12 protein-coding genes are annotated in these 12,593 nt (G+C 72.7%); 6 read left to right on the top strand and 6 right to left on the bottom strand.

What is annotated here, in order from left to right; genetic code table 11:
- Nucleotides 1-1,029 (top strand): DUF58 domain-containing protein (locus VH969_RS05020; protein ID WP_331971082.1); only part of this gene is annotated, 1,029 nt, incomplete at its 5' end.
- Nucleotides 1,026-3,470: a transglutaminase TgpA family protein gene (locus tag VH969_RS05015; RefSeq protein WP_331971080.1), complete on the top strand. Its 2,445-nt coding sequence runs from the start codon at nucleotides 1,026-1,028 to the stop codon at nucleotides 3,468-3,470. The genes VH969_RS05020 and VH969_RS05015, both read left to right, overlap by 4 nt.
- A 10-nt stretch (nucleotides 3,471-3,480) precedes the next feature.
- Here the strand turns inward: VH969_RS05015 and VH969_RS05010 are convergent, their stop codons facing one another.
- Entirely contained in the window at nucleotides 3,481-5,076 is a 1,596-nt protein-coding gene (locus VH969_RS05010; protein ID WP_331971078.1) for an aldehyde dehydrogenase family protein, read from the bottom strand.
- 146 nt (nucleotides 5,077-5,222) lie between these two features.
- Nucleotides 5,223-5,630 carry an SCO2097 family morphological protein gene (locus tag VH969_RS05005; RefSeq protein ID WP_331971075.1) on the bottom strand — a complete coding sequence of 136 codons (408 nt, stop codon included), beginning with the start codon at nucleotides 5,628-5,630 and terminating at the stop codon, nucleotides 5,223-5,225.
- 217 nt (nucleotides 5,631-5,847) lie between these two features.
- On the opposite strand from VH969_RS05005, the gene VH969_RS05000 reads away from it, so the two are divergent.
- Both VH969_RS05000 and VH969_RS04995 read left to right on the top strand, forming a co-directional pair.
- Nucleotides 5,848-6,849 (top strand): PHP domain-containing protein, encoded by a 1,002-nt coding sequence (locus VH969_RS05000; RefSeq protein ID WP_331971072.1) that lies wholly within the window; start codon nucleotides 5,848-5,850, stop codon nucleotides 6,847-6,849.
- On the top strand, nucleotides 6,846-7,607 hold the full coding sequence (locus VH969_RS04995; protein ID WP_331971070.1) for an SIR2 family NAD-dependent protein deacylase: 762 nt from the start codon (nucleotides 6,846-6,848) through the stop codon (nucleotides 7,605-7,607). Before VH969_RS05000 ends, VH969_RS04995 begins: the two co-directional genes overlap by 4 nt.
- Here the strand turns inward: VH969_RS04995 and VH969_RS04990 are convergent.
- Nucleotides 7,594-7,986, bottom strand: coding sequence for a hypothetical protein (locus tag VH969_RS04990; RefSeq protein ID WP_331971066.1), 393 nt, complete (start codon nucleotides 7,984-7,986; stop codon nucleotides 7,594-7,596). The genes VH969_RS04995 and VH969_RS04990 overlap by 14 nt on opposite strands.
- 98 nt (nucleotides 7,987-8,084) lie before the next feature.
- Between VH969_RS04990 and VH969_RS04985 the strand changes: the two genes are divergently transcribed.
- Nucleotides 8,085-9,056, top strand: coding sequence for a peptidoglycan-binding domain-containing protein (locus tag VH969_RS04985; RefSeq protein ID WP_331971064.1), 972 nt, complete (start codon nucleotides 8,085-8,087; stop codon nucleotides 9,054-9,056).
- Between the two features lie 66 nt (nucleotides 9,057-9,122).
- Here VH969_RS04985 and VH969_RS04980 read toward each other — a convergent pair whose 3' ends face one another.
- Nucleotides 9,123-10,385, bottom strand: coding sequence for a DNA polymerase IV (locus VH969_RS04980; protein ID WP_331971061.1), 1,263 nt, complete (start codon nucleotides 10,383-10,385; stop codon nucleotides 9,123-9,125).
- A 29-nt stretch (nucleotides 10,386-10,414) separates the two neighbouring features.
- Nucleotides 10,415-11,140, bottom strand: a complete 726-nt coding sequence (locus VH969_RS04975; protein WP_331971059.1) for a class I SAM-dependent methyltransferase — start codon at nucleotides 11,138-11,140, stop codon at nucleotides 10,415-10,417.
- 34 nt (nucleotides 11,141-11,174) lie between these two features.
- Between VH969_RS04975 and VH969_RS04970 the strand changes: the two genes are divergently transcribed.
- Entirely contained in the window at nucleotides 11,175-12,062 is an 888-nt protein-coding gene (locus tag VH969_RS04970; protein ID WP_331971057.1) for a ParA family protein, read from the top strand.
- 19 nt (nucleotides 12,063-12,081) lie between these two features.
- On the opposite strand, the gene VH969_RS04965 is transcribed toward VH969_RS04970, so the two are convergent.
- A complete protein-coding gene (locus VH969_RS04965; RefSeq protein ID WP_331971054.1) occupies nucleotides 12,082-12,450 on the bottom strand; it encodes a hypothetical protein in 369 nt (122 codons plus the stop codon).
- Nucleotides 12,451-12,593: the final 143 nt, after the last annotated feature.

Raw genomic sequence — 12,593 nt, 5'->3', positions numbered from 1 at the left:
AGCACAGGCCGGCTGCCCACGGGCGGCCTGCTCGTCGCCGACGGCGTGCCGTACTCGCTCGGCGGCAAGCCGCGGTTCCTGATCGAGCACCTGCCCCGGCACACCGGCACGCGGCTGCGCTACTCGGTACAGCCGATGCTGCGTGGCATCCAGCAGCTCGGCCCGCTCAAGGCGACGATCACCGACCCGTTCGGGCTGGCCGAGTTCGAACGGGACCTCGCGCACACCTCGCGGCTGATCGTCGTGCCGCGGATCGTCCGGCTGCACGGCGTGCCCGGCGGTTCCGGGCTCGGCTCCGGCGACGACGGCTCGGTGCGGCTCGCCGCCGGGCAGGGTGAGGACGACGCGATCGTCCGCCCGTACCGGCAGGGCGACGACCTGCGCAAGGTCCACTGGCGGTCCACGGCCAAGCGCGACGAGATGATGGTGCGCGTCGAGGAGCGCCCGTGGCGCGGCGGCACGACCGTGCTGCTCGACCACCGGGCCGGCGCGCACCGCGGCACCGGTAGCGCCTCCTCGCTGGAGTGGGCGGTCTCGTTCGCCGCGAGCGTCTGCCTGCACCTGCACCGCTACGGCCAGCGGATCCGGCTGGTGACCGAGAGCGGGCGGCTGATCGTCAGCGACACCGGCGACGGCACGCACAACGACAACGCCGTGCTCGACGCGCTCGCCGCGCTGCAGGTGACGCCGCAGCACGAGATCGGCGCGCTCAACGACCCGGCCCACGGCCAGGAGCTGATCGCGCTGCTCGGCGCCTCCACGCCGGAGTCGCTGAGCCAGCTCGTCAGCCAGCGCTCCCGCGGCACCCGCAGCCTCGCGGTCCTGCTGGACACGTCCGCGTGGGGCGCCGCGGGCGCGGAGGCGGGCGGCGAGGCCACCGACATCGACGGGGCGGCCGCGCTGCTGCGCGGCGCGGGCTGGGGCGTCACGGTCGCCCGCCCGAACCTGCCGATGACCGCGACCTGGGCGACCCTCTGCCGGACCCAGGGTTCCCGGCACGACGCCATGATCTCCGGAGCAGGCCAGTGAGTGCCCCGACCGTAACCCCGCCGATGATGCAGGGGCCGCCACCCCCGCCGCAGACCGGCAACGAGCTGACCTCGCAGCAGTGGTCGATGACCGTGACGCCGGTGGTCGCCGCGGTCACGACGCTGTGCGCCTCGCTCGCGCTGGCCGGCGTGATCGACGGGCTGCGCTGGTGGGGGTACGCCGGCGTGGCGGTAACCGTGGTTACCGCCGTCGGGCTCGGCCTGCGCGCGCTGCGCACGCCGATCCTCGTCGTCGGCCTCGCCCAGATGTTCGCGCTGCTGTGCCTGCTCGTCGCGCTGTTCACCGACAGCGGGGTGCTGGGCCTGTTCCCCGGCCCGACCGCGCTCGGCGACCTCGGCGACGTCCTGCGCACGTCTATCGAGGTCGTGCGCACCGGTGTCCCCCCGGTCGACCCGACACCGGCCGTGCTGTGCCTGGTCGTCATCGCGATCGGGCTGGTGGCCGTGCTGGTCGACACGCTCGCGGTGTCCGCCGGCACCCCGGCCGCCTGCGGGCTCGTGCTGCTCTGCGTCTATGCGGTGCCGGCCTCGCTGGCCGACGAGATGCTGCCCTGGTGGGCCTTCGTGCTCGGCGCGATCTCGTTCGCGGCGCTGCTCGCGGTCGACGGCGCCCATCGCCATCAGCAGTGGCGCAACCGGCCGGTCGTGCAGGGCACCAGCGGTGGCGTCGGCTCGCCGGCGGCGCTCGTGTCCGGCGCGGTGGCGATCGCGCTGTTCGCCGGCGCGACGGTGACGTTCATCGGGACCGTCGGCCAGCTGCCGGGCGGGCAGGGCGGTGGCGGGCAGGGCGGCCTCGGGCTCAACCCGTTCACCCAGCTGCGGGGCATGCTCGACCAGGACGACAACGTCGAGCTGTTCCGGGTGCGCGGGCTCGGCGACGACGGCCACTACCTGCGCGCCCTGACGCTCGCCGACTTCGACGCCAACGGCGGCTGGCGGGGCGCCGACGAGCTGCCGCGCGGCGTCCCCGTGGACGGCGCGCTGCCGGTGCCGGACGGCCAGGAGAGCTTCGGGCCGTCGGCCGACACCGTCGACATCTCGATCGAGTCGGTCAACTCCAAGGACAAGTGGGCGCCGGTGTTCGGCAACCCACGCCGGATGCGCGACCTGCCCGGGGACATCCGCTACGACCCGTCCGGCGGCATGCTCTTCTCCCCCGACGAGCAGACGCTGCCGGTCTACGTCGAGGAGGCCGACCTCAGCCAGCCGACGGCCCAGCAGCTGCGCGACGCGCTGCCGGCGAACGCGAGCGACGTGGACCCGCGCTACCTCCGGAACGACAACATCCGGCCGCGGGTGCGCCAGCTCGCGCGCGACCTGGTCCGCGGCCGCGGCTCGACGTTCGACAAGGTCAGGGCGATCAAGGACTACTTCGACACGAGCAACGGGTTCACCTACGACACGCAGACCTCGGCCGGCAGCGACGAGGAAGCGCTGACCGACTTCCTGTTCCGCAGCAAGGCCGGGTTCTGCGAGCAGTACGCGTCGTCGATGGCGATCCTGCTGCGTGCGGTCGACATCCCCGCGCGCGTGGCGATGGGCTACACCGCCGGGTTCCAGTCGGGCGGGTACCGGTCGATCACCACGCAGAACGCGCACGCGTGGGTCGAGGTGTTCTTCCCGAAGCTGGGCTGGGTGATGTTCGACCCGACCCCGCTGACCGACGGCACGACCTACACCCCGCCCTACATCACGGACTCCGGCGTTGCCGGACCCGAGGACGACCCCGAGCAGACCTCGCGCAACTCGCAGGCACCGTCCACATCGGCGGGCCCCGAGAAGAACAAGGAGGACCAGCAGCAGACCAACGCGGGTGCCGGCGGGGACGGCTCGCCGCAGGACGGCGCCCCGAGCTGGACCTGGCTGACGGTCCTCGCGCTCGCCGCGGTGTCGATCGCCGCGACCGCGCTCGCGGCGACGGGCCGGCGGCGCCGGCTGACGGTTCCGGTCGCGGCCGCCGGCTGGGCGCTGACGCTGGTGTTCGCCGCCGGCATCGTGTCGTTCTGGCTCGCCGCGCTGGCGGTGGTGCTGCTCGTCGCCGGCGCGCCCGGCCTGGTCCGGGAGCGCCAGCGGCTGCGGCGGCGGTACGAGGTGCACCGCAACAGCCCGAACGCGGCGACATCCGCGTGGGCGGAGGTGCTCGCCGAGTCGACCGACCGGGGCGCGGAGGTCAACGACACGGAGACGGTCCGCGTGGCCGCTCGCCGCCTGGCCACCGAGCACGAGCTGGACGACGAGGGCAAGCAGGCCCTGCGCACGGTGGTCGGCGAGGTGGAGCGTTCCTGGTACGGCGGCAGCACCGAGCCCGACCCCCGGCTGGGCGCGGCGTTCGACACCCTGATGCGCGGCCTGCGACGCACGGATCCGTTGGGCTGGAAGGAGAAGCTCCTCCCGCGCTCGATCCTGCGCCGCCGGCGCTAGCGCGGGGCGGTCACACCGCCGGGTAGCGGTTGTAGTCGGGGAAGTTGCCGTACAGCAGCTCGTCCTGCGGGCCCTGGGTGACCGCGTGCACGAGGTGCACGCCACCGACGAACGCGCCCTTCCACGAGCCGCCCCGGCCGCCGAACGGCTCCGCGCGGTCGCCACGGGAGCGCGGCTTGTTCACGCCGACCTTGAACGCCTGCACGTGCTCGGCCAGGTCGTTCGCGAGCTCGGGGTCGTCACAGGCGATGCTCGCGACGAGCGCGCCGTTGGAGGCGTTCATCTGCGCCAGCAGCTCGGACTTCGTGTCGACCACGACGATCGTGTCCACCGGGCCGAACGGCTCCTCGTGCATGAGCCGGCTCGCCCCGGGCGGCGCGAGCAGCGCGGTCGGGGCGACGTAGGCGGACGTGTCCTGGCCCGGCATGAACCGGCCCTGGTCGAGCGAGCCGCGGTAGAGCGGCACCGCGCCGTGGTGCAGCGCCTCGTCGACCCGCTTGCGCAGGTCGGTCGCCTTGGTCGCGGAGATCATCGGGCCGAAGTCCAGCTGCGGCAGCTCGGGCTTGTCCTGGTCGGCGGTCTGGTCGGCGGTGTCGTCGGCGCTGACGGCGAGCGGGTGGCCGAAGCGGATCGACTGCACGACGGGCAGGTACGTGGCGAGGAAGGCGTCGACGAGGCCGCGCTGGACCACGAACCGCGGGTAGGCCGTGCAGCGCTGCTTGGCGTACTCGAAGCCCTTCTTCAGGTGCTTGGCGAGGCCCGCCCAGTCGGAGAACTCCCAGATGCCCCAGCAGTTCAGGCCCTCCTGCTCGAGCATGTGCCGCTTGCCCGTGTCGACGAGCTGGGCCGCGACCTTGCCGCCGTTGTCCCGCCCGCCGACGAACGCGAGCGCGCCGATCTCCATCGAGCGCACGAGCGCGCCGGAGAGCTTCGAGCCGTCGCCGGAGAGCAGCGTCACCGGCAGGCCGGCGTCGTTCATCAGCGCGTGCGCGACGGTCAGGCAGACCGCGCCACCCTGGGTCGGCGTCTTGGCGATGACCGCGTTGCCGGCGAGCAGCTGCACCAGCTCGGCATGCACCAGCACGGACATCGGGTAGTTCCAGCTCGCGATGTTGCTCACCGGGCCGGACAGCGGGGTGCGCTCGAACGGCCGGCCCTGCGCGTCGGTGGCGAGCATCTCCTCGATGTTCTCCAGGTACCACCGCACGCCGTCGAGGGCGCGGTCGACGTCGGCGCACGCGAGCCGCCACGGCTTGCCGATCTCCCAGGCCAGCAGCAGGGCGAGGTCGTCGCGGATCCCGGCCATCGCCTCGACCGCGGCGCCCACCCGGGCCTTGCGGTCGGCCAGCGGCACCTTGGCCCACTCGTGGTGCTGCTGGTGCGCGGCGGCGACCGCCTTCAGCGCGATCGGTTCGTCTACTTTGGACAGCTGGCCGATGCCGGTCTGGTCGACCGGGGTGATCATCGGGGAGCGCTCGCCCGCGTCCTGCCACTGTCCTTCGTACAGGTTGCGCAGCCGGTCACCGGCGAAGCCGGCCGGCGCGACCTTCGCCACCCGTTCTGCCAGTCGTGTCCACTGCATGTGCTCCGGAATCCGCAGGCCCACGGCAAACCTCCATCGGATGGTGGACGGGTGCCGTTCCGATGTTGCCTCACGGGGACTTGGAAAACACTCGCGATGCGGTGGATGTCACGCACAAGCGATCGTCGGGTGCCGATCGCGGCGCCCGACGATCTCAGCTGGAACCGTGCCTACGGTTCCTCTTCGAACCGCTTGCGGAAGCGGTCCTCCATACGCTGGGAGAACGAGCTGCGGCGTGCCTTCGCGGACCCGCTGCCGCTCCCGGGCTCCCCGGCGCCCTCCTCGCCCTCACTGCCACCGTGACGCAGGGCAGAGAGCGTGAGCAGCGCACCGAAGAACATGACCAGGAAGCCGAGCAGGCTGACAACGGGAACGCCGCCGGGCTTCAGCGGCAGGATCACTCCCAGCACCAGAAGTGCGACACCCAGAACGAACAGCGCGATGCCCTGCAGGCGACGACGTCGTGATGGACGCCGCAGGCGCGCGCCGCGCACCGTGGATGCGAACTTGGGATCCTCGGCGTAGAGCGCACGCTCAATCTGGTCGAGCAGTCGCTGCTCGTGCTCGGAGAGTGGCATTCGTTCCTCCTCCGGCACAGCGGTCGCGAGCGCCGGGCTCTCACGGTCAGTGTCCGCCGGACCCGGCGGGCGCCCCACTCAGGGGGCGTCACCCTCCAGGATACGAGCCGCGAGGCTCCGCGACTACCCGATCCGGAATCATGGACGCATGCATCGGCAAAACCCGGCGACTCACGAGTGTGCCACTAGCCCGCTAGAGCCCGTGCGGGTGGGCTGAATGGATCCCGATCGCGCGCTCCGCCAGATCGCGTTCCTGCTGGAACGCTCGGGCGAGCCGACCCACAAGGTGCAGGCCTTCCGGCGCGCCGCGGGCGTCGTGGCCGGTCTGGCCGCCGGTGAGCTGGCCGACCGGCTGCGCGCCGGCACCCTCACCGACCTGCCCGGCATCGGGCGTACGACGGCCGGCGTCATCGCCGAGGCCGCCGGCGGCGACACACCGTCCTACCTGGTCAGGCTGCTCGAAAAGGGCATCGAGCCGGTCGCCGGCGGGGAGGAGCTGCGCGAGCAGCTGCGCGGCGACTGCCACACACACTCGGATTGGTCCGACGGTGGCAGCCCCATCCGCGAGATGGCGGAGACGGCCGTGCTCCTCGGCCACGACTGGATGGTGCTGACCGACCACTCCCCCCGCCTGACCGTGGCGAACGGGCTGTCCGTGGAGCGGCTCTGGCGCCAGCTCGACCTGGTCGAGGAGCTCAACCGTGAGCTGGCCCCGTTCCGCATCCTGACCGGCATCGAGGTCGACATCCTCGACGACGGCGGGCTGGACCAGACGCCCGAGCTGCTCGCCCGGCTGGACGTCGTGGTGGCGAGCGTGCACTCCAAGCTGCGCATGTCCAAACCGGAGATGACCAAGCGGATGCTGGCCGCGGTGGACAACCCGCACACCGACATCCTCGGCCACTGCACCGGGCGCAAGGTCCTCGGCCGCGGGCGGCCGGAGTCGGAGTTCGAGGCCGCCGAGGTGTTCGCGGCGTGCCGGGACAGCGGCGTCGCCGTGGAGATCAACTGCCGGCCGGACCGGCTGGACCCGCCGCGCCGCCTGCTCGAGCTCGCGCTGGAGACCGGGTGCGTGTTCTCGATCGACAGCGACGCGCACGCGCCGGGCCAGCTGGACTGGCTGCCCTACGGCTGCGAGCGGGCCGTGGAGTGCGGGGTGCCGGCCGAGCGGGTGATCAACACGAAGACCGCGGACGACCTGCTCGCGTGGGTCGGATGAGGGCGCCGGACGAGCCGGCCGACGTCGCCGCGGCGGTGGCGGAGGCATCCCGGATCGCCGTGATGTCGGGGGCCGGCATCTCGACCGAGTCCGGCATTCCGGACTTTCGCGGCCCGGAAGGGCTGTGGACGAAGAACCCGGGGAGCGAGCGGCTGTCGAGCCTGCAGGCGTACCGCGACGACCCCGAGGTGCGGCTGCGGTCGTGGCAGGCCCGCCTGGCGCACCCGGTGTGGGACGCGCGGCCGAACGCGGCGCACCGGGCGATCGTGGCGCTCGAGGAGGCCGGCCGGCTGCACGCGATCCTCACCCAGAACATCGACGGGCTGCACCAGCGGGCCGGCTCGAACCCGTCGCTGGTGCTCGAGCTGCACGGTTCGATGTTCGACACGGTCTGCCTGTCCTGTGGGGACCGGCGGCCGATGCGTGAGGCGCTGGACCGGGTCGAGGCCGGCGAGGCGGACCCGCCCTGCCTGGTGTGCGGCGGGATCCTGAAGTCCGCGACGATCTCGTTCGGACAGTCGCTGGACATGGACGTGCTGAACCGCGCGCGCGAGGCGGCGGTGACCTGCGACCTGATGCTCGTCGCCGGCAGCTCGCTCGCGGTGCACCCGGCCGCCGGGCTCGTCGGCCTCGCAGCCCGGGCCGGTGCGCCGGTCGTGATCTGCAACGGGTCGGAGACGCCTTACGACGGGCTGGCCGCGTACGTGCTGCGTGACCGGCTGGGCAAGGTGCTGCCGGAACTGGTCAGGGGATCGTGAGGCCGGCGTCGCGCAGGGCCTCCTCGACGCGCAGGCGCTCTATGTCGCGCTCCATGCCCTCGGGCGTGGTGTCGAGCTCGTGCTTGATCTCGACGGCCGCGCAGGCCTGGCGGAGGAGCTCGTCGTAGGCGTCGCGGGTGGCGATGCGGCGGACCATCGGCGTGCCGTCCGGGGTCTGCACGAGCAGCCGGTGCACGCGGCGCAGGTCCGCGGCGAGCTGCTCGATCGGCAGGCCCTTGGCGACCACCCGCCGGCGCCGGATGCGCTCGCCGACGACGTCGACGAGACGGGGTATGCGCACGATTCCCCAGAAGACGAGCGTAGGGGCTGCCACCGCGACTGCGAACAGCGCCACGTTCGCCACCGGAGTGTCCGCCATACCTGCCGATTCTAGGCCCGACCTGCGGGTGTGAGCATCTGTGAATACCTAACGTCGTCGGTTACGTTCGCGGCGAATGTTCACCATAATGTGCTGTCATGACTACCCTCCGCCGCGCTCTTCTCGCGCTCGCCGCGGCCACCGCGGTGGCCGCCTCCCTGCTGCTGAGCTCGCCGGCGAACGCGTTCCCGGGGTCGTTCTTCCCGACGCAGAACACCGGGAACCGCGGCGCGGACGTGCTGGCCATCCAGTACCTGCTGGCCCACCACGGCCTCTCCGCCCCGACCGACGGCGTGTTCGGCGCGTCGACGGACGCGGCGGTGCGGTCCTTCCAGTCCACCTCAGGACTCGACGTGGACGGCATCGTCGGGCCGGCGACCTGGGGCGAGCTGGTGCCGCAGCTGTCCGCGGGCGCCTCCGGCCCGGCCGTGCGGGCGCTGCAGGTGGAGCTGAACGCGAAGCGCCGGCTCTCGCTGCCGGTGAACGGCGTGTTCGACGCCGCCGTGACCGGCGCGGTCCGTGCGTTCCAGCAGCACGCCGGGATCGGGGTGGACGGCGTGGTCGGGCCCGTGACGTGGCGGAACCTGGCGTGGCACTACGACTACCCGGACTTCTCCGCGGGCATCTGCGATCAGGACCCGGACGGCAACGGCACGGCGGCGAACTGGGCCTCCGCGGCCGCGTGGGGTCAGCTGGAGGCGGCGGTGCGGTCGTTCACCGGTCACGGCCAGGTCCCGCTGGGCGACGCCGGCTTCGAGCACGGCGGCGACATCCCCGGGCACGCGAGCCACGACATGGGCATGGACATCGACATCTGGCCCATCCGGACGGACAACGCCCAGTGCACGGCGGGGCGGATCACGTGGCAGTCGCCCACGTACGACCGGGCGGCCACGCGGGCATTGGCACAGGCGGTCCGGGCGGCGGCGCCGGGGCACGTGAAGCTGATCTTCTTCAACGATCCACAGTTGATCGCCGAGGGGCTGACCACCCAGTACCCCAACCACGACAACCACTTGCACGTCCGGTACTGCGAGCGCGTGCATCCGAGCAGCCTGTACGACTGTTAGCCACGGGCTGGTGGACACCCCATCACCCCGGCCACCCGGGGTCCCTCCGCCGCTGCCTTTCGGCACTCAGCTGCGGTAGTCGAGCTGAGGTGGTGCCTCTCGGCCGAGGAGGGTGGCTGGGCGGACCGCCGCGCGGCCGAAGCGGGCTCTCGCCTGGTCCGCTGCCTGGTCCGCGTCTCGCCAGCCGCGTTCAGGAGCGTCCAGGAACAGCTGCTCGCTGCCCTGCTCCCCCAGCTGCTCCATGCGCACGCCGATCAGCCGTACCGCGCCCGGTGGGGTCTGCTCGTCCAGCAGGCGGCACGCGGTGCGGTAGATCTCCTGCGTGACGTCCGTGGCGACCGGCAGCGTGCGGGACCTCGTGATCGTCGTGAAGTCGGCGAAGCGCACCTTGATCGAGACGGTCCGTCCGCGCAGGCCGCGGCGGCGTAGGGCGGCCGCCGTCTTCTCCGACAGGCGCAGCAGCTCCGGCTTCAGCACGCCGCGATCCGCGTGGTCGACCTCGAACGTCTCCTCCGCGCCTACCGACTTCTCCGGCGACTCCGGCTCAACCGCCCGGTCGTCGACGCCGTTGGCCAGCGCGTGCAGGTGTTCGGCGACGGCATTGCCCAGCGTGCGGCGCAACCTCGGCAGCGGCGTGGCGGCGACGTCGCCCACGCGGTTCAGGCCCACGCCGGTGAGCCGCTCCGTGGTCCGCTTCCCCACGCCCCACAACGCCGACACCGGCAGCGGGTGCAGGAACTCCAGCACCTCGTCGCGCGGGACGACCAGCATGCCGTCCGGCTTGTTGAGACCCGACGCCAGCTTCGCGATGAACTTCGTCGGGCCGATACCGACCGAGCAGGTGATGCCGTGCTCGGCGAGGACCCGGGCCCGGATGTGCTCGGCTATCTGTCCCGGCGTCTGCCGCAGCCGGCGCAGCGCGCCCGCCACGTCCAGGAACGCCTCGTCCAGGCTCAGCGGCTCGACCAGCGGCGTGACGTCCCGGAAGATCGCCATCACGCCGGCCGAAACCTCCTGGTACAGCGGGAAGGTCGGCGGCAGGAACACGGCCTTCGGGCACAGCCGCCGCGCGTGTGCTGTCGGCATGGCGGAGCGGACGCCGAAGGTGCGCGCGATGTAGTTGGCGGAGCTGACCACACCCCGCCCACCGGTACCGCCCACGACCACCGGACGGTCGGCCAGCTCGGGACGCTCGCGGATCTCCACGGACGCATAGAAGGCGTCCATGTCGGCGTGCAGCACCGTGCAGCCGGTGTCGTCCGGCCACCCGCCGTCGCGCGCCTTGTACCGGTCGACCAGCCCGCGCGGCAGATCCGCACTGCGCCCCATGCCCGAAGCTTCCCAGACTCGACCGACATTTACCCCGAGCGGCGCGCCACCGCGTGCAGCCGGCTCGCGATGTCGCGCAGCGGCGCGGTCCCCGCGAGGCGGCGTTCCAGCTCCGCCAGCGACTGCTCGGCGCCCGGCTCCTGCTGCAGCACCGCGCCCGGCACGAGATCCACGAGCACGCCCTGGCCCTGCAGCAGCTCGACGACGAGCCCGCCGTCGGTGAGCAGGCGGGTCAGGGAGTCGGTGTCGAAGCGGCGCAGGATCTGCTCTGACGGCAGCCGGCCCGCCGGGTCGTCGGCGACCGTGCGGGCCTCGGCCAGCCGGCCGGCGATCGCGTGGTGCAGCAGCGCGGCGGTGCGGTTCGCGACCACGACGGACAGGGCACCGCCCGCGGCGAGGGTGCCGACCATGGCGGCGACGGTGATCTTCGGGTCGTCGACGACCTCGAGCACGCCGTGCGCGACGACGAGGTCCGCGCTGCCGCCGTCGACGACCTGGCCCAGCGCGTCGCTGTCGGCCTGCACGGCGGTGATCCGGCCGGCGACACCGGCGTCCTCGGCGCGGCGCGACAGCGTCGCGAGCGCGTTCGGGTTCGGCTCCACGACCGTCACGACGCACCCGGCGGCGGCCAGCGGCACGGCCAGGACCCCGCTACCACCGCCGACGTCGAGCACCCGGGGTGCCTCGCCGCCCCGCCGGTCCCGCGCTGCGGCCAGCTCGGCGTCGAGCGCGAGGCGAACTGCATCCGGTCGCATGAACGCAAAGGGTAAGCCCCGTAGGGTGCACGTCGTGCAAACGGTGGCGGTGCTCAGCCTCAAGGGTGGTGTCGGCAAGACGACCATCGTGCTCGGCCTTGCCTCGGCCGCGTTGCGCCGTGGTGCGCGCACGCTCGTGGTCGACCTCGACCCGCAGTGCAACGCCACGGCGACCCTGGACCCCGACGACACCGACGCGACGCTCGCCGACGTGCTGGAGACGCCGCGCCCCGCGGTCCTGCGGGACGCGATCGCGCACAGCGGCTGGGGCGACGAGGTCGACGTGCTCGTCGGCTCGGAGACCCTCGAGCTGCTGAACGACCAGGACCCCGACCCACGGCGGCTGGAGAAGCTGAGCCGCGCGCTGCTGGAGCTCGGCCCGCTGCTGGACGACGGCCAGCTCCCGTACCAGCTGGTCCTGCTGGACTGCCCGCCCTCGCTCGGCCGGCTCACCCGCTCGGCGCTGATGGCCGCGCACGGCGCGCTGCTCGTCACCGAGCCGACGCTGTTCGCGGTGTCCGGCGCGCAGCGGGCGTTCGAGGCGGTCGAGAAGGCCCGCGAGGAGCACAACCCGAACCTGTCGCCGCTGGGCGTGGTCGTGAACCGGGTGCGGCCGCAGTCCTACGAGCACCAGTACCGGATCGCCGAGCTGCGCGAGCACTTCGGCCGGCTCGTGATGCCGGTGGCGCTGCCGGACCGGCTGGCGGTGCAGCAGGCGCAGGGTGCGTGCCTGCCGATCCACCAGTGGGGCACGCCCGGGGCGCGCGAGGTGTCGCTGGCGCTGAACCTGTTGCTGGCGCGGGTGCTGCGGACCAGCGGGCGCGGCCGGCACCGGACGGAGAGCTGGCCCGACTCCGACCTGGACGCCGAGGTGGACGAGAGCGACGGCGACAGCGACATGAACGTGGTCGCGGAAAACTGAGCCGGGAAGTAGCCGGGTACTAGCCCACGCAGATCAGCGACGTGCACCGCGTCGTCGTGGTGGTCGGCTGGGGCGGTGGCGGCTGCTCGGTCGGCGGCGGGGGCGGCGGCGGTTCCTCGGGCTGGGTCGGGTCCGGCTGCTCCGGCCGCGCCCGGGTCGTGGTCGTCGTGGTGGTGGTCGTGGTCGTCGTGGTTCGCGACGGCTTCGATCTCGACGGGCGCGCGTTCGTCGTGGTGACCGGCGCGTCGGCCGGCTTGCGCTGCGCCTCGGGCGGCACCGGCTCGACGGCCGCCCGGTCCTGCTCCCGCTGCTGGTTCCCGTCCTCGCTCACCACGCCGACCGCGAAGATCGCAGCGGTCACCGCGCCGATGACGGCGCCGACCGCCATCCGACCGGGAGCACTGTGCAGGGGGGACCCCATGGCGAGGATGGCCCTTCGAGTTCATCTGGCGACAGCCGGTAGCAGGGATCGCGAGACTACCACCCCCCGATCGGGCGAGATGCACTCGACAGGCTGACGTATGGGCGTTC

The organism is Actinophytocola sp., from assembly GCF_036555685.1.
Lineage (GTDB): Bacteria > Actinomycetota > Actinomycetes > Mycobacteriales > Pseudonocardiaceae > Actinophytocola.
Note: the sequence above shows the minus strand (reverse complement) of the source record. Positions and strands in the feature narration are given on the sequence as shown.